Raw genomic sequence first — 21,781 nt, forward strand, 5'->3', positions numbered from 1 at the left:
TGAACCATTGGAAACAACTTCTTTCTTTGTCTGAAAGTTTGACGCAAGGTTGTGATTTGCTTTCAAATTAGTATCTTTGAACCATTGGAAACAACAAACAAAATTAAGATACTCTATTGATCAACGTTGTGATTTGCTTTCAAATTAGTATCTTTGAACCATTGGAAACAACTGTGGCATATAATAGAAAAACTCATATAAGTTGTGATTTGCTTTCAAATTAGTATCTTTGAACCATTGGAAACAACCGCCTTCTGTTTCTTCTGTTTTGGCAATTAGTTGTGATTTGCTTTCAAATTAGTATCTTTGAACCATTGGAAACAACAGGAGGTGAATAATGAATAGCGTACAGACAGTTGTGATTTGCTTTCAAATTAGTATCTTTGAACCATTGGAAACAACTTAATAATAGTTGTAACTTCTAACGACGGGTTGTGATTTGCTTTCAAATTAGTATCTTTGAACCATTGGAAACAACAAGTGAACTGGACCATATTCGCCCACAGCGGTTGTGATTTGCTTTCAAATTAGTATCTTTGAACCATTGGAAACAACGCTTGGCACTTGTTATCGTAAAATGAAGGTGTTGTGATTTGCTTTCAAATTAGTATCTTTGAACCATTGGAAACAACCTTAAACTATGTTGATGTTCAGAATTATATGTTGTGATTTGCTTTCAAATTAGTATCTTTGAACCATTGGAAACAACAATCACTAAATTAGTAGCCAGAGAAGAGTGTTGTGATTTGCTTTCAAATTAGTATCTTTGAACCATTGGAAACAACAGAATATATGTTACAAACTAATTACCAATTAGTTACACGCATATTCAGGAATTAAAAACAAAGTTGTTATCTAATAAGAAATCCCGTTTCAGACGGGATTTCTTATTTTTCAAATAATTCCAATTGCTGTCCTAGAGTAGTTACACCTTGTAGTTTCTTTCCATAAAAAAGTTCAATAGCAGCAAATTGTTTATCAGTGATACACATTATTCCCACTTGTCCATATTCAGGCAAAAAAGATTTAACTCTATTTATATGAACAGTCGCATTCTCGCTACTAGCACAATGACGGACGTAAATTGAAAACTGAAACATTGTAAAGCCATCCTTTTGTAGATTTTTTCTAAAATCAGTATAAGCTTTCTTGTCCTTCTTAGTCTCCGTTGGCAAATCAAATAATACTAGTACCCACATAATCCGATATTCACTAAAACGGTCCATTATCGTTCGGGATAACTAATACGACGAATTTCTCCACAAAAACATTTATATAGAGAAGCTGTAGTCTGAGCGACAGCCACCATCAACGGACTACGTTTACCATTAATACGTACATCCAATGTGGGAATAACAAGCAAACGTGATTTTATTTCTTTTGTTAATTCCAAATTTGCACCATACAATTTCACTAAACCAAATACTAATTCATCAACATAAGGTCGATATGGCTCCATCACATCGTCAGCTAAACAATATGCATTATAACGATTATGATGATGGATCCCTAAGGTAGGAAGCAACCCACTTGCCACTAAAGCACGAGCAACGATAGCACGAAGTATAGCATAACCATAATTCAATAAATTATTAGGAGAAATCCCTTCTCTGTCACGAGTAAAGCCAATAATATCTGCAAATAAATTTTTCCAAAAAAAAGCAGCCGCACGTGCTTCCAAATTCTCTGGATCACCACTCTTCACTTCATTCGCCCAAATTCGCATACATTTCATTTCTTCACCTACACAAACTCTCAATACAGATGCTTGATTATCTATTTTTGCCTTAATTGTTTGCTGCCAAAGTTGCTTTTTCAATGGCAATGATGCATCCAACTGTTGACGGAAACGCTCATTCTGAGTTGTATTTCCATACAAAGGGAGCATTAAACCCACTGGCATACTTTTACTATCACAAGTGATAACGGCACAATTATTCTCTAATAGAGATTCTAATACACCGGAAGTAATAGTAATTTGCTTATGATCTAGTACTACGACACCTATATCTTCAATCGGCTTCGTTATTTCCGATTGTTCTTTAAAGATATCCGGCAATGAATCACTTTTCTCAACTTCCGGAAGTTTTATGACTAATTGGTTATTTCGTAATGACAAATAAGCCGGATTACCAAAATAAAGTGTTTTCTTTATCATAGTATCATATTTTAAAGGTTAATATATTACTTACCTCGCAATTTCTTCTGCTCTTTTTCGAAATTTTCAATGAAATCTATTTCTACAGGAGATAACTGATTACTAATGCGTTTCTTAAATTCATCATATTCAAGATTTGCTTTTTTCTTTGCTAATTCAGCCGAAATAGTACCAGCATGTTGTAACAATTCTTTTCCTGACAGTCTAAGAAAATCATCCAATTTTTGAATCCAGTCTTTCATATACATAGGGGTATGACTTTTAGCCTGCAATTCTGCAAAGTCAAGATACAAACTTACAATACGATTTAATGTATCCAACTCATCATCTGTCAAATAATTCTTAGCATATTCTATATCATTCCGCTTTGGCACTGCTCCTGTCCAATTAGTTAATCCCATAAAATCTTTCCCTGCATCTGCACGACCGTAAATAACCTCAGCAGCCGTATGTCCATGTACCGAAAAATGCATTTTATTTTGAACCGTGGCAAAAAACAATCGAGTAGACTCAGTACTTGGGTCATAATCTATGCTCAAAGCATAAATTTCAAGAATTTTACGATAGAATATCTTTTCTGAGGAACGAATATCACGTATGCGTGATAATAACTCATCAAAATAATTTCCACCACCTGCACGCTTCAACAGTTCATCGTTCATTACAAATCCCTTTACTAAATACTCTTTTAGTATTTGTATTGCCCATATTCGAAACTGCACACCACGGTAAGATTTAACCCGATAGCCTATGCTTATAATCATATCCAAATTATAATAAGCCACTTGATATATTTTACCATCAGAAGCAGTTGTTGCAAAAAATGCAACAACTGAATTTTCCTGTAATTCCCCACTCTCAAAAACATTCTTTATATGGCGTGAAATCGTTGATTTGTCCCGTTGAAATAATTCTGCCATTTGATCTAATGTCAGCCAAACTGTATCATTGCATAGTGTTACTTCAATTCTTGACTCACCATCTACCGTTTGATATAAAAGAATTTGTCCTTTGTTTTCTTCCATAAAATAAGAATATATTATTTTTTATATGAACTACTTGATTCTAAGACATTTCCTAAACGATCAACTTTTATAGGCATACATATTTCTTTTATCATTTCATCTGTCCATGCCTTTTGCGCCTTATTATTACTACCTAATTCTATTGTTTGTAAAATAGGATTCGCTATTCTCGCAGGTATAAAATGTCCTTCATTTCCCGTACAACTTACCATCTTATAAATCCTTCCCCTATCCAAAGGCTGGGCAATAATACCATTAGCTAATTCATCATCAGTAGGAAGATAAACCAAATCATTAGGTGACAATACAAAAATAGGGTCATTACCATTCTCATCTTCCGGTGCAACAGGTAAACCTTGTTTTTGCCGTTCAATTGCAACATTCAGTGGAATGGTAGCATAATTTCTTTTCTTTATTATAGTATTCGTCTTTTTATCTAGAATATTCGACTCGTATACAGCAAAAAATAAATTTGTTCCTTTCGCAGCCTCTACAAATTTAGAAAATTTATTACCTGTTTGACCTACTGCAAACTTATCAGCCTGTTCATACCAACGAATTTTAATGATAGGCTGATGATACTTTCCATTATTCAGCTGAATAATATTACGATTCATTTCATCAATACCATCCGGCGAAAAAGCAATATCCGGATTATTATCTTTCAGTTCCAAATGACGTAACAATATTTTTTGGATACCCGTATCAGTAATATTATTTTCTATTTTCTTTCTATCAAAACTAGTATCCAGCGGTTTTCTAGTAGCAAAGAATCGATCTTTAGTATCTTTACTAAAATAGTAAACCTCTATTTTAGACAGATTTATATCACTCCAAGTTTCTCTATTATCTTCAAAGTACTTCTTTATTCTCTTCGCGTCAAATCCTAAATTCCAAAGTTCCAATAATTTTCTCTTGAAGTCTTTCACAACGATGCTTTGAGGATTTTTCATCGCTTCATTTAAAGCTACAGTCTTTATCCTACGCAAATTAACTTCTCCAAATACCGTATCTTTATGCATGGATTTACGTATAGCCCAGTTGTCCCCTTTTCCCTGTTTCACAAAGATCTTTTTGCCTTCTTCATTATAATGCAAGAAGCGATTGGTAGCTTTATTTATAACACGCAAATTTTGCTTAAAACTGACTATTATATTTTCCAAAGCCAAATATGTATCCTGTGTAAACGATGCCCACGGTTTTCTGATCACCCATTTATAGTTACCGTTATTATCAGTCTTAGCTTTATCACACAGCAGTTTCTGCAAATCATATCGGGATAATTCAGCCTTAGCTGTTGCCGACTCATTATTTAAATAATTAATAATATTCCTATTTGCACACGCTATTATTATGGCATCCATTGCATGGTGACGATGATCTATTCTTTTCTTATTAAAACCTTTTTGCAATTCCAAAGGCATTGTCGGAATTTCTTGAATCCCAACATTTTTAGTTGTAAATTTATTTGTGCCGGTCAACTCATTGAGTCGTTGAAAACGAGGAAGTATAATCTTATTCCAAACCTCATTTATTCCCCAATCTTTCTTCAAACGATCCGTAACTCCTCCGGTACAAGGAATTACATTCTTTGAAATTGCTTCTTCCTCTCCTTTTTCTCTAACGATGTTGGAAAGAAGGGACTTTACAACTTTGCTGATGTACCTACTATCATTCAGCTGACGAGCAACAAACTCCTCCGGAATATCATCCATCAAAAGTTTTTTCATTTTACCACGAGTACGCGAATAGTTATCTTTCACAAATTGCTCATATTCATCCACAGTGAAGATCCTTACTTTTTTTCCAAAAGGAAGTTCTACTATCTCCCCATGATGTTTCACTATAAACTCATGTCCCAATAAATTGCTTTTAAGCTTATTGACTTCCGCTTCACAAATCACCTTGTTACTAAAAGAATCATCAAAATAACATGATTGGGGAATAACATGCTCTATTTCGTATGCAGGCGTAAACAACTTACCTAATGGAATCACTTCACCGGTATAAGGAGAACGATACTTCTGTTCCAGCCAAAGCTTGTAACGCAAAATTTCTGACCTTGAAGGACGCTTCTTCAAGTCTGTTTCTGTAAACTTTTTCAATATATCCGATATTTCCTCCGGTAAATCGGAAACACTATTTAAAACACCCTCTTCATAAATACGCAAAATATCCTGCTGACTTGGCGAATAAGGACGAACATTTTCAACCTCATATTCAGGATTCAAAAATTCCGTGAGCAAATATTTGATACGCAAGTTGGTATTCTCATTTTCAGACATTTGCTGTGTCATTTTCTTCCGCTTGTCAGCCGGATTCTTCATCTCACGCCCCAACTCCACATGTATCTCATCAATATTTCCCACTTGTTTCCAAATATCACGAACAACACGTAGTGTTTCAATAATAATCTGCTCAACAATTGGATTACGCAATGAATGTTGCTTAAAAGATTTTAAATACGAATCAATATCAGCAGGAGATTTCCACTGGGTTATTTCTTTTGCTTCAGAGTGACGACCATAAACAATGTAACACACTAACCAAAGAGGCAAACCTCTGAAATCAGAAACATCAGCAAGATGAATTACTTTCTCCCTTACTCTATTTTCTATTTTCTCATCATATTCTCCTGTTATTATCTTATCCATCCGTTTACGCGTTCCTTTATCTATGGAATCCTCGCTCCAATATTTTCCCATACGCATTAAAGGCAATAACTTTTTAATCGCTTTTGCCGAATAGGAACCATATTCTTTCTTAAAAGGCGGGAATTTCCGGAATACATCAACAAAAGAAGCATTCAGGTCGTGTTTATCCGCAAATTTCTGCAAAGCTTTTACTATTTCATTCTTATCTTCAACCGAATATAATATATGCCATAAAGCTTCCTCATTCTCTTTTGTCAGGAATTCAATAGAAATATCACATTTCTCCAGCCTCGCCAACATCAATAAACGGGTTTCATTACATGGATAAGGTTTGTCTTGCACATAATTCCAACGATAATTCTCTATCTCTTTTTTCAGTCCAAAAACCGGATATTTCAAAAAAGCCTTTTGATCAATTTCTTTTTTACCATTCAACCAGTCAAATAAAGCAACATAATCTTCTTCTGTCTTCAATAACTCATTTGTAACATCCACATCTTGTGCCAGGTCTTTCCTATAAATACGCAGATTTACTATAAATTGCCACAAACGAAATTCTTGAAATAACGGATGTGATTTAGCAATACATTTTACCGGAAAAGATTTTATCTCTCCCGTTTCCTTATCAAGACCCTGATTCTCCTCATAAGGACAATTGTCTATTAATGATTTTTTGCTTTTAAGAGGACGCTGATAAAAGAGTATATCCTCTAAAAACAAATAAGTAAAATCCCGATTACCAACATTATTCCGATGTGCTTCATTTATTGGATATAGTTCTTCAATACAAGCAGCATACAATGCTCTATCTTGCAATTCCGGATGGAATTCCTTCTGTTTATCCAAAATCAGTTTCAACTCTTCCTTATAATATTTACGCTCAATGGTTCTCACCAATCTTCCACGAATTTTCTGACTAGGATTTCCTAAAAGCGTATCATAAATATAGGTACCTACAGTCTTATGAGCCTGATCAATATCCGCTTCTGTTTTCAATTTTATTTTGAAGTACATTTTATCTTTTTGCTTTTTCTCCATCTTTTCTATTTCATCAAAAGATGGTAAAAAAGATAATTCCTGTTTTGTACCCCCACTCTTTAATTTAATAGTTTTTAAAACAAATTCCTTAGTATGTCCTTTCCAAAAAGAAATATCATTATAAAATGCAGCTCGATACAATAAACCATTCTCCAATAGTACATTATACCAATATTTTTCATATTTCTTATCTTTCTCTGCCTTAACAACATCAATCACTTTTGAATTAATAATCATAACATTATCATTTTTTTTCTCTTCCTCACCACGTAATTGATAATATCCACGCTTTTGATTAAAATTCAATAATATCCACGCCAATTCTTCTTTTGAAATTTTAGAAGTCAATCCCTTTTTACGGAGATAGTAGATAGTCCAATCATAAGGTACTTTTTTATCATCTGTTATCAGATTCGGATGATTTAGCTTAAAATCCTCCAGCATTTCCTTAAATGAATCTTGGAATATAAATTCAAACTGACCAGCTTCATTCTTACGCCAAGCCAATTTAGGTTCCTTGCCCTTAACTATCTTACCATGCCTATCTAAATCTTGAGCAAAATGAAATGGCAAAAATCCTAAAATATCAAGAATTCTATGCAACCGTTCTCTGCGAAGCAGATATCGTTCGCTTAAACGACGAACTCCACGCAATCTGGTTCTTTCAGCAGTTTGAGATATGGAATTACCTTTATTAAAATCTCCTATCATAGCTGCATCCATAGGTATGATGCGACTTCCTGAAGCTTGTATCTTAACCAATTGTTCACTTCCATCGTCATTGACACTTCCATTTACTACTGCCCAACCTATGCTATTGGTACCCAAATCAAGACCCACTATATTTTTCATAAGACAACTATTTTATCAAAACTTTTCAAAGTTATCAAATTATTCTAATAATCACTTGTCCTTTACATATTTATTTCATAGTTTTGCAATACTAATTTGAAGCAAGTCACAATAAGGATTATTCCGTTGTGAAAACATTTAGGTTGCCCTCGTCCTTTAACGGGGGCTTTTTTAGACTCATCTTTTAATAGATATTTGCCATACTGACCAACGGTTCGTATAATTTTTCTATATCCTGCGCATCCATTTCTATCTCCACTTGATCACCGGGAACCAGGGTTTGCCCCTGAGGAAGTAAGTTTTTACGATTCCGATGTATACTACGAATGATACAATGATTAGGTAAAGCCAATGTATCCACTTCCTTTCCGTCAAAATAAGACCCATCCATTATCTCGACAAAAAGATGATAGCGGGCACCAGCCTCTTCGGAAGACTCCGGATTATGGCTACGGAACATCCTGTCATACAGCAATACATTGTAAGGTTTTATCTGTAACAATTCGGTGAAATAATAAGTCAACCCACCTACCACGATGGAAGGATAGAACACCTCGAAATGACCGGTAATCTCCGTTATCAGGACAATGGCAGTCAAAGGGGTACGCACCACAGCCACCAAAAAAGCCACCATCCCGATCAGCATCATATAACTCACATTCTCATACCCTATCCATCCGCGCTGTACCAATACCAACCCGAAGATTTGTCCCAATAATCCTCCCGTAACCAAGGTAGGAATGAAACTTCCTCCCGGCAAACCCGAAGAAAGAGAAAACAGCGTAAAAACAAAATGAATAAGCATCATGATAGTAAGCCACCGGATATCATGAGTTCCATTCATTCCCTGCATCATCAAAAACTGCTCTCCGCCACCTGTCAGATTCGTCTCTGTTAACGATATGGCATAAGCTATGATCAATAAATACAACATCTTGACAGGAATGGAGAGTTTCATGGCAGGTATCCTTTCTTGAAAGAAAGGAACGATGAGCGAATAAAACTTTGCAATGACAGCCATAAGGGCGGCAAAGATAATATAAAGCTCTGCCTGACGGATAAAAGATAAACCGGGAACGACCGCACTAATCAGATGATAAGGAGTCGTGGGGAACATCCAACTAGCCACTCCTCCGGCTACCACGCCGGCCAACAAGGTAGTAATGGCGGTTTTAGGTGCATCAAAACGCTCGATGGATTCTATTACCAGCAAAGAAGAAGACAACGGAGCGGCAAAAGCGGCAGACAAGCCCGCACCGGCTCCGGCAGCCAGCAATTGTTTCCGTTCCCCTTTCAGGATATGTCCCCAACGGGAGATAAGTGTTCCTATATAAGACCCTATCTGAACAGACGGCCCCTCGCGTCCCAAGGACAGCCCCGCACTGAGAGCCAACACACCTCCGCAGAATTTGGCCACCAGTTCCTTAAAAGGATGCTCATAACGGATACGACCGTTATTGGCCGCACGTGTCTGAGGAATACCGCCTCCGGCTATCAATGGCATACGTTTTACCAAAGAAGCGACAAAGATCAGAATCCCCCATAAGATAAAAAACAACAATACATGCCAATACCACGGATAATGCGCCGTGAAAAAAGTTTTCCGCACATCAAAGAAATACCAGAGAAGATAGTGATAAGGCACAGCAACCAGTCCCGTAAGCAGCCCCACGAATATGCTCACGAAATACAGACGGGCATCAATCAGCTTCAGTTTCCATATTTGCCATTTGCGCAGATTGCTCCACTCCTTCCACTTGTTTTTCCATTTCTCCAGTTTCATATCCGGAATAAACAAATGGAAAAGAGAAGGGTTTATTTAAACAATGGCTTTAATAGTTCCGGTATTTCTATTTCATTTGCTTTCAGCGCTTCCAAACATTCACGCCCTTTATCGGATAAAGTAAAATGCATCTGCCGTTTATCCTTATCCCCCAAATTACGGACGATTAATTCTTTCTCTTCAATGGAACGGATGACTTTAGAAGTATGCGAAGCAGACAGACCTGTGTTTTCCGATATTACACTGGCTGTCAGCGTATCTCCGCCAATGCAACAAAGTGCCATTGCCTCATTCAATGACACTCCATATTGTTCCATCAAGCGGGTTTCAAGTTCAGAGAGAGCCTTGAACAGCTCTCTCATGACACATATTGATTTTATTTTCTCCATGCAAATTTAAATAAACAAGTTTACATTCGCCTGTTCGGCACGGTTCATATAGGTTGCCACTCCGCCAATAGTCACATGATCCAGCAATTCCTCACGTTTCACACCCATTACATCCATTGACATCTGGCAAGCAATAAATTCCACTCCGTTCTGAATGGCTTGAGTACGCAGAGATTCCAGTGAGTCGATGTTTTTCTTATTCATGATATATCGCATCATCCTGGCTCCCATTCCACCCATATTCATTTTAGACAATCTCAGCTTTAAAGAACTGGAAGGCAGCATCATGCCGAACATCTTCCCCCAGATATCTTTCTTCACCGCAGGCTTGTCCAATCTTTTGATAGCATTCAGCCCCCAGAAAGTAAAGAAGATGGTTACCTTCTTTCCCGTAGCCGCCGCACCGTTTGCGAGTACAAAAGTAGCTAAAACTTTGTCCAGGTCGTCACTGAACAGAATAAAAGTTTTCCCTTTATCCTCCCGGCAAACCTCCGAGGAAGAAGATTGCGGAGTACTTTTCTCAACAATTACCTCATACTTTCCTGCTCCTGACTTTACTGAGACAAAACGGTTCCCGGTAGTCTGGCACCATGCTTCGGCATCGCGGGGGAAACCGGCATCCGTAGCGACAATCTCCAGACGTTCGCCGTCCGCCAGTTCTTCCATACTCTTCTTCAGCTTCATGATAGGACCGGGACAAGATATGCCACAAGCATCCACTTTTATTGCTTTCATAGAAGGAATGACGGAAGAGGCAATAGTATAAGCTTCAGCAGAATCTTTACTGTGTTCAGAATGATCAACTTTTGAAGAATCAGAACTTGAAGATCCGGAATTTGAGAACTCCTTCGGCTTGGGCAGAGGAGCCGTTGCCGCTTTATACAGTTTCAAACCTCCTATTAAATTCCTTACTTCCCCAAAGCCATTCTGTAACAATATATTAGAAGCCAGATACCCTCTCAACCCCACTCCACAATACAAATAGACCGGCTTATCCTGAGGAATCTCTTTCATCCTTTCGCGCATATCATCCAAAGGAATATTGACAGCCCCCTTCAAAGCACCGAGTGCAAATTCATCGGGAGTACGGACATCAACCAACGTAACTTTACTCAAATCGGCAGCCTGCAACTCGCGCCAATAAAGAGGCTTCATCTTTCCGCTCAGTATATTTCCGGCTACATATCCGGCTACTGCTACAGGATCTTTAGCCGAAGAGAAAGGAGGAGCGTATGCCTGCTCCAAAGCCATCAAGTCATATACAGTTCCGTTATGCTTAATCACTTGCGAGAATTCGTCAATACGTTTGTCCACTCCATTATACCCCACAATCTGCGCTCCAAGTAATTTCCCGTTCACAGGAGAGAAGGTTATTTTAATGGACATCTGTAAAGCATCGGGATAATATCCCGCATGGGAACCGGAATGGATGGTTGCCGACAAATAATCAATGCCTGCCTGTTTCAACCGCTTTGCCGGAAGGCCTGAAGCAGCGACAGTCATATCAAAAATTTTGGCAATGGAAGTACCGACAGCCCCTTCGTATGTAACCTTATTTCCAAAAACCATGTTATCTGCCACAATACGCGCCTGACGGTTGGCCGGACCAGCCAGATAATTCAACCACGGTCTATCAGTCAGCGGATGACGGAACTCGATAGCGTCGCCCACCGCATAAATATACTCGTCGGAAGTCTGCAAGTAATCGTTCACCTTAATGCCGCGCATCTCCCCTATCTCCAGTCCGGCCTCTGTCACCAATGAGGTATTGGGACGTACCCCGATGGATAACAACACCATATCGGCAGGCAGCCTTTCGCCCGATTTAAAAATAACCTCCAGTCCGTTGACCGTGCGCTCGAAAGAAGCCACCGCCTTTTCCAGGTAGAGATGCACTCCTTTCTGCAACAAATGCTCGTGCACCAAAGAAGCCATAGAGAAATCAATAGGAGCCATGACTTGATTTGCCATCTCTACAACCGCCACTTCCGCACCGGCTTCCTGCAGATTCTCCGCCATCTCCAACCCGATGAATCCGGCCCCGATGATTACCGCCCGTTTCACCTTATGCTGCTGCAAGTAACTCTTGATAGCATCGGTATCATTCACATTACGTAGGGTAAAAATTCCTTCATTGTCAATGCCCGGCAAGGGAGGACGAACAGGCGACGCACCCGGAGAAAGCAATAATTTGTCATAACTCTCCGTATAAGTTTTCCCGTCGGAAGTACGAATATCCACTGTCTTATCGGCAGAATGGATGGCTATTACCTCGGACCGGGTACGCACATCTATGTTAAAACGTTTCCCGAAAGCCTCCGGAGTCTGTACAAACAATTTTTCCCGCTCCGCAATCACACCTCCTATATAATAAGGCAGACCACAATTGGCATACGAAATGTATTCTCCCTTCTCGAACAAAATGATTTCCGCCTGTTCCGTGTTTCTTCTGATACGTGCGGCAGCAGTTGCACCTCCTGCTACGCCTCCTATTACTATATACTTCATAATCGAACTATTTTATTTGATTTAATATTTTCCAATGGAAACTTTATGCAAACATACATGATATTTCTTATAATAAAAAGTTTCCTATGGAAAATATTATCAAGTTAACTCTTTTTAAGGAGAAAGAACATTCCGAGTATTAAATAGACAATCTCTATTGTTGTTTGATATTTTATTCCCTACCTTCGCAATAAATTTCAAAATAAATAAGAAATTGAATCGAACAGACGCACATCATGTTATCTAAAATAGACTTGACGCAGGGAGGCATCACCGGCACTCTGCTACGTTTTACCTTACCTATGATTATAGGCTCACTGCTACAACAGTGTTACAACATAGCCGACACGCTGATTGTAGGACAATGTATAGGTTCCGGCGCATTGGCCGCCGTCGGTTCCGCCTACACGCTGATGGTTTTCCTTATTTCCATCCTGCTGGGATTGTCCATGGGAAGCGGAACCGTTTTTTCCTTGCAATATGGAGCCGGACGGACGGATTCCCTACGCCGTAGCATCTATGTATCCGTCCTGCTGATCGGCACAGTAACATTGATTCTAAATATAGCGGTTTTCGTCTGGATTCATCCCATCCTCAGGATATTGCAGATTCCCAAAGATATTTATGGCATGATGTATGATTACTTGTGGATTATCTTTTGGGGAATCGGCTTTACCTTTATCTATAATTTCTATGCGGCATTGCTGCGTGCCATAGGAGATGCCGTCACTCCTCTTTGGTTTCTGGCGGTTTCCGTTGTACTGAACATCGGGCTGGATTTGTTCTTTATCTTGCAGTTGGATTGGGGAATCAAGGGAGCAGCCATCGCCACGGTAGCCGCACAGGGAGTATCCGCTTTGGGAATTATGGGATATGCCTACGTGAAATACCCCGAACTGAGATTACACCGCAACGACCTGCATTTCGACCGTCACTGCCTGAAAGAGATCACTTCGTTCTCCGCACTGACCTGTGTACAACAATCGGTAATGAATCTGGGCATTCTCATGGTACAAGGATTGGTCAACAGTTTTGGCACTGTAGTCATGGCCGCCTTTGCGGCAGCAATAAAAATAGACTCGTTTGCCTATATGCCGGTACAGGAATTCGGAAATGCCTTTTCCACCTTTATTGCCCAGAACTTCGGAGCGAGAAAAGAGGAACGGATCCGCAAAGGAGTGAAAAGTGCCTTGATTACCACCGTTCTCTTCTCTCTGGTCATTTCCATTCTGGTCTTTTTATTCGCCAAACCATTGATGCTGATTTTTGTCCGTCCCCACGAAACGGAAATTCTGAACATCGGTATCAGTTATTTACGCATCGAGGGAGCGTTTTATTGCGGAATCGGGATTTTGTTCCTGTTATACGGATATTATCGTGCCATCCGTATGCCGGGAATGTCCGTAGTGCTCACAGTGGTATCGTTGGGAACCCGTGTAGCCCTTTCCTATTGGCTTGCCGGCATTCCTGCCATCGGGGTCATCGGAATCTGGTGGTCTATTCCTATCGGATGGTTTATAGCGGACGTCATCGGCATCATATATTATAAGTATCGAAAAAGCTCCCAAACAATTGAATTTAAATAAATGTTTTTGTTAGTAAAAGACATACATACAACACCTTTTCATCTAAAATTTATGTATTTTTGTAGCCTTATAGAAAAGAACAGACATACAAATGATGGAAGAAACAACCTGCAAACCTGATTATTCGAATTCGATGGCGGAACATCTGGGTATCCGGTTTCTACCCTCCACCGAGGATGCGGTACATGCCGAAATGCCTGTAGACCATCGTACTTCACAACCCTTTGGTATGTTGAACGGCGGCGCGTCACTGGCTCTGGCCGAGATTGTGGCAGGGCATGGCTCCATGTCGCTATGCCGGGAAGGCGAATATGCCTGCGGAGTACAAGTAAGTGGAAATCATCTGTCGGCCGTGCCCGTCGGAGGCAAAGTATTCGCCACCGGCAAACTGATTCACCGCGGCAGATCCTCGCATATATGGAATATAGATATCACCACTCCACAAGGACAACTGGTTTCTACTGTTCGTGTCGTTAATTTCATACTGAAAAAGAAATGAATCTACCAGATATACATACGCAAAAATTATTGGATTGCCTGACACACAGCCGCCTCGGTTTCGCCCTCTACCGGTTACCTTGGACAGACGAATGCTACCTGGTATTGCAAACCTCAGGCGATGTGGAACAATTAGCGGACATTCAGGAACTGAATGGAAAGAAAGGATTTGTCATGGCTCCTTTCCGGATATCGGAGGAACATCCCTTGGTACTTATCCGTCCGGATGTCACCGCATACGACTGGAGCGAAATCAGCGAAGCACTGTCTTCACTGGAATGTGCGGATGCCCTGCTCACCTGCAAAAGCCGGCAGAGTGAACTCTCCCCTTTTGTTTCCGAAGAAACGGATAAAGAACAATATACCCGCGCATTCGGGCGTTTCATCACTCCCTTACAAGAGAAGCGGTTCCAGAAACTGGTTCTGTCACGTTCTTCCGCCAGACATATCGGAGATGATTTTTCACCACTCGGCGCTTTTGTCCGGGCCTGCAACAACTATCCGCGCATGATGATTTACCTATGCCACACCCCTGCTTCCGGAACCTGGCTGGGCAGCACACCGGAAATCTTATTAAGCGGACACGGCAAAGAATGGCACACCGTGGCCCTGGCCGGTACCATGCCGATGCAGAACGAAGTGATGCCGACAGACTGGGACAAGAAGAACCGGGAAGAGCAGGGCTATGTGGCTGATTACATCCGCCGGATCGCCAAAAGATTCGGCAACAAGATGACGGAAAAAGGTCCTTATACCGCCCGTGCCGGACAATTGGTACACCTCAAGACCGATTTTTATTTCTTGTTGAAAAATACAGACCATATAGGCGATTTATTGCAAGAACTCCATCCCACTCCCGCCGTCTGCGGCCTGCCCAAAGAGGAGGCTTTCCGGTTTATTCCGGACAATGAAGGGTACGACCGCAGTTATTATTCCGGATTCACCGGCTGGCTGGACACAGAGGGGCATACCGATATCTACGTCAATCTGCGCTGCATGGAAATAAAGCCGGGTGAAGCCATCCTGTATGCAGGAGGAGGAATACTGGCTTCCTCGGAAGTAGAATCGGAATGGATGGAAACGGGAGACAAGATGAATACGATGCGGAGCATCCTTCATCCTGACTTTATAAGTAAATAAATGGAAACAATTAAAGTAGAAGAATAATGTATTCAGACAAAAAGAACATACTTCAGTTGGTGGCACTTCTCAAAGCGCACGGTGTGCGGAAAATAGTGCTTTGTCCCGGCAGCCGTAATGCTGCCATCGTACATACTCTGGCCAATATAGAGGACTTCACTTGTTATTCTGTAACCGATGAACGCAGTGCCGGTTTTTTTGCCATCGGCCTATCTTTACAAGGGGGAGGCCCTGCCGCAGTATGCTGCACTTCCGGTTCGGCCCTGCTGAACCTGCACCCTGCCGTAGCCGAAGCCTTTTACCAACAAGTACCTCTGATTGTCATTTCCGCCGACCGCCCCGCTGCCTGGATAGGACAAATGGACGGACAAACCCTGCCCCAGCCCCATGTGTTCGGAACGTTAGTCAAGATGTCTGTCAACCTGCCCGAAGTACATACTGAGGAAGACGAATGGTTTTGCAACCGCCTTATCAACGAAGCCATACTGGAAACCACCCACCACGGCAAAGGGCCTGTACATATCAATGTACCCATTTCCGAACCCATTTACCGCTTCACCGCCAAAACACTTCCCGAAGTACGTGTCATCACCCGTTATCAGGGACTGAGCGTGTACGACCGTGACTATAAGGAACTGATCGAACGGCTGAACAAGTACAACAAGCGCATGGTTGTGGTAGGCCAGATGAATCTGATTTACCTGTTCGAGAAAAAATATGTGAAACCGCTTTATAAACATTTCGCCTGGCTGACGGAACATCTGGGCAACCAGACCATCCCCGGCATTCCTATCAAGAATTTCGACGCCGCCGTTTATTCCATGACACCGGAACGCCAGGAAGACATGGCCCCCGAAATACTGATTACCTACGGCGGACACATCGTATCCAAACAATTGAAGAAATACCTGCGCAATCATCCCCCGCGCGAACACTGGCATGTTGCCGCCGACGGGAAGATAGCCGATTTATACGGTTGCCTGACCACCGTCATCGAGATGGATCCGTTTGAGTTCTTGGAAAAAATAGCTTTCCTGCTGGACAACAAACCTACCCATTATCCGCTGATGTGGGAAAACTATTGCAAAACCATTCCGATGCCGGACCTTGCTTATTCCGAAATCTCCGTTATCGGAAAACTCATCCGGGCATTGCCCGAACCCTGTGCCCTGCATCTGGCAAACAGCTCCACCGTGCGCTATGCACAGTTATTTACAGTTCCTCCCCAGGTGGAAATCTGTTGCAACCGGGGAGTGAACGGCATAGAAGGCTCCCTGTCCACCGCCATCGGTTATGCCGCCGCTTCCAGCAAGCTGAATTTCATCATCATAGGCGACTTGAGCTTCTTCTATGACATGAACGCACTGTGGAATCAAAATTACGGTGCCAACATCCGCATCCTGTTACTGAATAACGAAGGAGGAGAAATATTCCACACCCTGCCTGGAATGGACAAATCAAGCCGTTCCAGGGAGTTTATCACAGCCGAGCATTACACCACCGCCAAAGGCTGGGCGGAAGAACGCGGCTTTATTTACATGAAAGTGACCGGAGAAGAAGAGCTGGAAGAAGCGATGCAGCCATTCACCTCACCCGAGACACGGATGCAACCCATGCTGCTGGAGGTGTTTACCGACAAGGAAAAAGACACCACCCTGTTAAGAGAATATTATCACGGACTTAAAAATAAAAATGAATAATGGAAACAAGAGAATGGAAAACCATCAAAGAATATCAGGATATTCTGTTTGACTTTTACAACGGAATAGCGAAAATCACCATCAACCGTCCGCGTTACCGCAACGCGTTCACCCCCACCACCACTTCGGAAATCAGCGACGCCCTGTATTACTGCCGCGAGTGCCAGGATATCAATGTAGTGGTTCTGACCGGAGCAGGCGACAAAGCCTTCTGCAGCGGGGGAGATATGCACGTAAAAGGTCATGGCGGCTATATCGGCACGGATGGAGTTCCCCGTCTGAATGTGCTGGACGTACAAAAGCAAATCCGGTCACTGCCTAAACCGGTCATCGCCATGGTAAACGGTTACGCCATCGGCGGCGGTCATGTGCTGCATGTGGTATGCGATCTGACCATTGCCTCAGAGAATGCCATTTTCGGACAGACAGGTCCCAAGGTAGGCAGCTTCGACGCCGGATTCGGCTCTTCCTATCTGGCACGCATCGTAGGGCAGAAGAAAGCCCGTGAAATATGGTTCCTTTGCCGTCAATACTCCGCACAGGAAGCACTGGAAATGGGATTGGTCAATACAGTCGTTCCTTTCGACCGCCTGGAAGACGAAACCGTGGCATGGGCAGAAAAGATGATGGAGCACAGCCCGCTCGCTCTTCGTATGATCAAAGCCGGACTAAATGCCGAACTGGACGGACAAGCCGGCATACAAGAACTTGCCGGAGATGCCACCATGCTGTATTACATGACAGAGGAAGCACAGGAAGGAGGAAAGGCATTTTTGGAAAAACGCAAGCCACGGTTCCAGGATTATCCGAAGTTCCCATAATCAGTGGTTCATTTTTCCGGTGGAGGACAACCCAATAGTCCTCCTTGCTTCCCATTAACCACTAATCACTAATAAGAATGTTCCAAACCCGAATTATAAAAAAACAATTACACTTCAAGCAACCGGCAGGTACTTCCAGAGGAGTATATACCACCCGGGATGTATGGTACATCCTCCTCACCGACACCGGCAGCCGCCACTATGGCGTGGGTGAATGTGCCCCTCTCCCTGCCCTGAGTTGTGACGATATCCCCTCATACGACGAGGTGTTGGCCACTGCCTGCAAGAACTTGGAAAAGAACGGGGAAATAGACCGGGAAGCCTTGCTTCCCTATCCGTCCATCCTGTTCGGTATGGAAACCGCCCTGCTGCATTTCCGGGCACGCAGCCTGCAATTCTGGCACACCCCGTTCAGCAAAGGCAAAGAGGGCATCCCCATCAACGGACTCATCTGGATGGGAAACTTTGACGAGATGTACCGGCGCATCGGGGAAAAGATGCAGCAAGGCTTCCGCTGCATCAAACTCAAAATAGGCGCCATCGACTTTGAAAAGGAACTGGAGCTGCTGGCGCACATCCGCCGGCATTTCACCCCAGCCCAAATCGAACTGCGTGTAGATGCCAACGGTGCTTTCTCTCCTGCCGATGCCCTCGAAAAGTTACATCGTCTTTCCGAATTCCAGCTCCATTCCATCGAACAGCCCATCCGTGCGGGGCAATGGAATGAAATGGCCCGGCTCTGTGCCGCCACCCCCTTTCCCATTGCACTGGATGAAGAGCTGATAGGCATCAACCGGCGCGACCGGAAAATAGAATTGCTGGAAACCATCCGTCCTCAGTACATTATCCTGAAACCTTCTCTGCACGGAGGAATCAGCGGCTCCGAAGAATGGATGGAACTGGCGGCTGAAAGAGGCATCGGCTCATGGGTCACTTCCGCTCTGGAGTCCAATATCGGACTGAATGCCATCGCACAATGGTGTGCCACCTTGCAGCCCGCCCTCCCCCAAGGACTAGGTACCGGCTTGCTGTTTACCGACAATATAGACTATCCGCTTCACATCGAAGGGGACTGCCTTTGGTTCCACCCCGAAGAACAAGAACCCGACTTACTAAACTGGCTGAAACAATGACAAAATTCTGCACCAATAGAAACAAACAGACCATTCTGATAGAAAGCATCCCCTACTCCAACTGGGAAATTGAAATGGTAAGAATGAATATCCCTGCCGACAACCGAAGTTTCCGGCAGGAACTTTTCTCCTTTCTTTCCGAATGGTTTGACCCGGCAGACACCCTGCCGGTACATACTTCAGGCTCCACCGGCAAACCCAAGGAACTGTATGTAGAAAAAGAACGCATGATGGAAAGCGCCTGCCTCACCTGTTCCTTCCTCGGACTGCAAAAAGAAGATTCCGCCCTGCTTTGTATGCCCTTGCAATACATTGCCGGAAAAATGGTGGTAATACGTGCCTTGGTAGCGGGACTGGACTTGCTGCCTGTCACCCCCTCCGGACATCCTTTAAAAGACCTGACAAAAGCACCCGTCTTTGCCGCCATGATCCCCATGCAAGTCTATAACTCACTGCAAGTTCCCGAAGAGAAAGCGATATTGCAACAAATCAGACACCTCATTATCGGAGGCGGTCCTATCGACTCCCAACTGAACGCTGCGTTAAAAGATTTCCCCCATGCCGTATGGTCTACCTACGGCATGACCGAAACCTTGTCACACATTGCCCTACGCAGACTGAACGGTCCTGAAGCTTCAGACTGGTACACCCCTTTCGAGAGCATACAGATCCGTCTGAGTAAAGAAAACACCTTGGTGATATACGCTCCCGAAATTTGCGAAAAAGAACTGGTGACCAATGACATAGCCGAGATAAACGGACAGAACCAATTCCGCATTCTAGGCAGAAAAGACAACACGATCAATACAGGAGGAGTAAAAGTGCAGATAGAACAAGTAGAGGCCGCATTGAAAGAACACCTGTCCGTTCCTTTCCTGATCACCTCCGCCCCCGACGAAAAATTCGGAGAAATCATTGTACTGCTTGCCGAAGGACAACTGCCCGACGACATAGAACAGACCTGCACACATCAATTACCTCCCTACTGGCGTCCCAAACGTTTTGTTCCGGTATTCAAACTTCCCCTGACAGAAACCGGGAAACCCGACCGTGCCATAGCCAAATTACTGGCGCAAAAATAACTCCGATCCATTCATAAAGGGTGAATTCAAAAACCAATCAAACGGTCTTTTTGAATTCACCCTTCTTTCTGTAAAAAAGAATAATTTTCCGTGTTCTCCTACAACTTACGGAAAGCTCAAATTGTTTTCCTATCAGTATATTAAAAAAATCAAATACACGTAGTTTTTTTCCGTTTTATTTTCCCTTATGTCCACTACTCCCGGTGGAATGTATCATTAAATTCTAATTTTGTGAAGCTAGATTTGATACAAAGTATGTTATATAATAACCCAAAACCACAGGATACCAAAGAAGGACTGTCCGACCAAGATTTCAGTATTTATATGGATGCGCACACAGTGCCTTTCAGCAAATACCCCTCTTATATGCCGGCAGGAGTTTTGGGTATATGTACCGAAGGAAATGCCGAGATCCAGGTTGGCCTCCGGAAATATGTTATTTGCGCAAACGACATTCTTATTTTCATGCCGGGATTCCTGGTTTCATTTATAAAATCCAGCCCGACTTTCACCATCGACTATTGTACTTTTTCAAATGTCCTTTTTTATGACGTGATCAATGGAAGTATCAAACGTTTTCCGACCGGTTTTCATACCTACACCCAGACCCACTGCGTCTATTCGCTATCCCAAGAGAAAGCGGAACAGTTCTCCATCTATTTCCGGTTATTATACAACAGAGCCACTTCGCCAACTTATTTATTTACAAAAGAATCTATTACCAATCTGCTGAAATTACCTTTTCTGGAACTTTATGCAGACTATTACAGCACGGTAAAAGAACATAAAGTCACCACCTTGCATAAAGAAGAAATCGGATACTTCTTTCTGGATTTGCTGTTAAAGCATTACAAAGAAAACAAAGAAGTGGCGTTCTATGCCGAAAAGTTGCATGTTTCCTCCAAATACCTGACTGAAGCCTTGACCCTGGTAAGCGGAAAATCCCCCAAAGAATGGATTATACATTATACCCTGCAAGAGATTTACGCACTATTGGAGAATCCATCCATCAGCATACAGGAAATCGTTCAAAGAACCCGGTTTGCCAATCTTGCCACCTTAAGACGTTTCTTCAAGCGACATACCGGAACATCCCTGTTGCAATACCGGAAACAGGACTTATACAAAAATAATCAATAGGTACCTCAATAAAAAAATCAGCCCGTTCCACACATTCTTCCGGAACGGGCTGATCCCTCTATCTACCAAAACTTGTTGTTTTCCTTACTATACTCAAATCCGGCCGCCTTCAGTTTTTTCACCAACAGCTCCTTGTCTACATTCATATCATCACAAAGCTCGTCCAGCGAATGATAGCAGTCACGAAGTTTCATATTCACCATGCTGAAAAGCATCATCGGGTCATCAGGTAATTCCATATCAATATCTCCTTTTTAAAAATCGGATGCAAAGT

16 protein-coding genes and 1 CRISPR repeat array (1 of these 17 only partly in view) are annotated in these 21,781 nt (G+C 42.3%); of the genes, 8 read left to right on the top strand and 8 right to left on the bottom strand.

Features of this window, described 5'->3' with window-relative positions:
- A CRISPR array of direct repeats spans window positions 1-785; the repeat unit is 47 nt; unit sequence GTTGTGATTTGCTTTCAAATTAGTATCTTTGAACCATTGGAAACAAC; it begins 183 nt to the left of the window's first position.
- A gap of 102 nt (window positions 786-887) precedes the next feature.
- The 7 genes from cas2 to AB5062_RS09945 form a co-directional block, all read right to left on the bottom strand.
- Complete coding sequence (cas2, locus tag AB5062_RS09915) at window positions 888-1,226, bottom strand: CRISPR-associated endonuclease Cas2 (RefSeq protein WP_032952492.1); 339 nt, start codon at window positions 1,224-1,226, stop codon at window positions 888-890.
- A complete protein-coding gene (cas1, locus tag AB5062_RS09920; protein WP_005848352.1) occupies window positions 1,226-2,158 on the bottom strand; it encodes a type II CRISPR-associated endonuclease Cas1 in 933 nt (310 codons plus the stop codon). The genes cas2 and cas1 overlap by 1 nt, the downstream gene beginning before the upstream one ends.
- Window positions 2,159-2,184: 26 nt before the next feature.
- A complete protein-coding gene (locus tag AB5062_RS09925; protein WP_032952494.1) occupies window positions 2,185-3,183 on the bottom strand; it encodes a virulence RhuM family protein in 999 nt (332 codons plus the stop codon).
- Window positions 3,184-3,197: 14 nt separating this feature from the next.
- Window positions 3,198-7,727: a type II CRISPR RNA-guided endonuclease Cas9 gene (gene cas9 / locus AB5062_RS09930; RefSeq protein WP_032952495.1), complete on the bottom strand. Its 4,530-nt coding sequence runs from the start codon at window positions 7,725-7,727 to the stop codon at window positions 3,198-3,200.
- Between the two features lie 184 nt (window positions 7,728-7,911).
- Window positions 7,912-9,510 carry a ClC family H(+)/Cl(-) exchange transporter gene (locus AB5062_RS09935; protein ID WP_008670961.1) on the bottom strand — a complete coding sequence of 533 codons (1,599 nt, stop codon included), beginning with the start codon at window positions 9,508-9,510 and terminating at the stop codon, window positions 7,912-7,914.
- Window positions 9,511-9,542: 32 nt separating this feature from the next.
- Complete coding sequence (locus tag AB5062_RS09940) at window positions 9,543-9,872, bottom strand: MarR family winged helix-turn-helix transcriptional regulator (RefSeq protein ID WP_005840477.1); 330 nt, start codon at window positions 9,870-9,872, stop codon at window positions 9,543-9,545.
- Between the two features lie 33 nt (window positions 9,873-9,905).
- The gene (locus AB5062_RS09945; protein ID WP_117697329.1) at window positions 9,906-12,407 is read right to left on the bottom strand and encodes an FAD-dependent oxidoreductase; all 2,502 of its coding nucleotides are present in this window, start codon (window positions 12,405-12,407) and stop codon (window positions 9,906-9,908) included.
- A 236-nt stretch (window positions 12,408-12,643) separates the two neighbouring features.
- On the opposite strand from AB5062_RS09945, the gene AB5062_RS09950 reads away from it, so the two are divergent.
- The 8 genes from AB5062_RS09950 to AB5062_RS09985 all read left to right on the top strand — a co-directional run bounded on the left by AB5062_RS09950 (window position 12,644) and on the right by AB5062_RS09985 (window position 21,507).
- A complete protein-coding gene (locus AB5062_RS09950) occupies window positions 12,644-13,993 on the top strand; it encodes an MATE family efflux transporter (RefSeq protein WP_011965597.1) in 1,350 nt (449 codons plus the stop codon).
- Between the two features lie 91 nt (window positions 13,994-14,084).
- Window positions 14,085-14,492, top strand: a complete 408-nt coding sequence (locus AB5062_RS09955) for a PaaI family thioesterase (protein ID WP_005840485.1) — start codon at window positions 14,085-14,087, stop codon at window positions 14,490-14,492.
- Complete coding sequence (locus AB5062_RS09960; RefSeq protein ID WP_005840487.1) at window positions 14,489-15,631, top strand: isochorismate synthase; 1,143 nt, start codon at window positions 14,489-14,491, stop codon at window positions 15,629-15,631. The genes AB5062_RS09955 and AB5062_RS09960 overlap by 4 nt, the downstream gene beginning before the upstream one ends.
- Window positions 15,632-15,657: 26 nt before the next feature.
- A complete protein-coding gene (gene menD / locus AB5062_RS09965; RefSeq protein WP_005840489.1) occupies window positions 15,658-17,331 on the top strand; it encodes a 2-succinyl-5-enolpyruvyl-6-hydroxy-3-cyclohexene-1-carboxylic-acid synthase in 1,674 nt (557 codons plus the stop codon).
- The gene (menB, locus tag AB5062_RS09970; protein ID WP_005840491.1) at window positions 17,331-18,152 is read left to right on the top strand and encodes a 1,4-dihydroxy-2-naphthoyl-CoA synthase; all 822 of its coding nucleotides are present in this window, start codon (window positions 17,331-17,333) and stop codon (window positions 18,150-18,152) included. Before menD ends, menB begins: the two co-directional genes overlap by 1 nt.
- Window positions 18,153-18,229: 77 nt before the next feature.
- Entirely contained in the window at window positions 18,230-19,285 is a 1,056-nt protein-coding gene (locus AB5062_RS09975) for an o-succinylbenzoate synthase (protein ID WP_117616317.1), read from the top strand.
- Window positions 19,282-20,367, top strand: coding sequence for an AMP-binding protein (locus AB5062_RS09980; RefSeq protein WP_005840495.1), 1,086 nt, complete (start codon window positions 19,282-19,284; stop codon window positions 20,365-20,367). Before AB5062_RS09975 ends, AB5062_RS09980 begins: the two co-directional genes overlap by 4 nt.
- A 255-nt stretch (window positions 20,368-20,622) precedes the next feature.
- Entirely contained in the window at window positions 20,623-21,507 is an 885-nt protein-coding gene (locus AB5062_RS09985) for a helix-turn-helix domain-containing protein (RefSeq protein ID WP_008781967.1), read from the top strand.
- A gap of 62 nt (window positions 21,508-21,569) precedes the next feature.
- On the opposite strand, the gene AB5062_RS09990 is transcribed toward AB5062_RS09985, so the two are convergent.
- Complete coding sequence (locus tag AB5062_RS09990; protein ID WP_005840500.1) at window positions 21,570-21,746, bottom strand: DUF4250 domain-containing protein; 177 nt, start codon at window positions 21,744-21,746, stop codon at window positions 21,570-21,572.
- Window positions 21,747-21,781: the final 35 nt, after the last annotated feature.

Origin of the sequence: Phocaeicola sp. RTP21359st1_B8_RTP21360_211022, assembly GCF_040911965.1 — a bacterium.
Lineage (GTDB): Bacteria > Bacteroidota > Bacteroidia > Bacteroidales > Bacteroidaceae > Phocaeicola > Phocaeicola vulgatus.

Coding starts and splice junctions, on each gene's coding strand:
- cas2 (WP_032952492.1), bottom strand. CDS start 1,226: ATGGACCGTTTTAGTGAATATCGGATTATGTGGGTACTAGTATTATTT.
- cas1 (WP_005848352.1), bottom strand. CDS start 2,158: ATGATAAAGAAAACACTTTATTTTGGTAATCCGGCTTATTTGTCATTA.
- AB5062_RS09925 (WP_032952494.1), bottom strand. CDS start 3,183: ATGGAAGAAAACAAAGGACAAATTCTTTTATATCAAACGGTAGATGGT.
- cas9 (WP_032952495.1), bottom strand. CDS start 7,727: ATGAAAAATATAGTGGGTCTTGATTTGGGTACCAATAGCATAGGTTGG.
- AB5062_RS09935 (WP_008670961.1), bottom strand. CDS start 9,510: ATGAAACTGGAGAAATGGAAAAACAAGTGGAAGGAGTGGAGCAATCTG.
- AB5062_RS09940 (WP_005840477.1), bottom strand. CDS start 9,872: ATGAGAGAGCTGTTCAAGGCTCTCTCTGAACTTGAAACCCGCTTGATG.
- AB5062_RS09945 (WP_117697329.1), bottom strand. CDS start 12,407: ATGAAGTATATAGTAATAGGAGGCGTAGCAGGAGGTGCAACTGCTGCC.
- AB5062_RS09950 (WP_011965597.1), top strand. CDS start 12,644: ATGTTATCTAAAATAGACTTGACGCAGGGAGGCATCACCGGCACTCTG.
- AB5062_RS09955 (WP_005840485.1), top strand. CDS start 14,085: ATGATGGAAGAAACAACCTGCAAACCTGATTATTCGAATTCGATGGCG.
- AB5062_RS09960 (WP_005840487.1), top strand. CDS start 14,489: ATGAATCTACCAGATATACATACGCAAAAATTATTGGATTGCCTGACA.
- menD (WP_005840489.1), top strand. CDS start 15,658: ATGTATTCAGACAAAAAGAACATACTTCAGTTGGTGGCACTTCTCAAA.
- menB (WP_005840491.1), top strand. CDS start 17,331: ATGGAAACAAGAGAATGGAAAACCATCAAAGAATATCAGGATATTCTG.
- AB5062_RS09975 (WP_117616317.1), top strand. CDS start 18,230: ATGTTCCAAACCCGAATTATAAAAAAACAATTACACTTCAAGCAACCG.
- AB5062_RS09980 (WP_005840495.1), top strand. CDS start 19,282: ATGACAAAATTCTGCACCAATAGAAACAAACAGACCATTCTGATAGAA.
- AB5062_RS09985 (WP_008781967.1), top strand. CDS start 20,623: ATGTTATATAATAACCCAAAACCACAGGATACCAAAGAAGGACTGTCC.
- AB5062_RS09990 (WP_005840500.1), bottom strand. CDS start 21,746: ATGGAATTACCTGATGACCCGATGATGCTTTTCAGCATGGTGAATATG.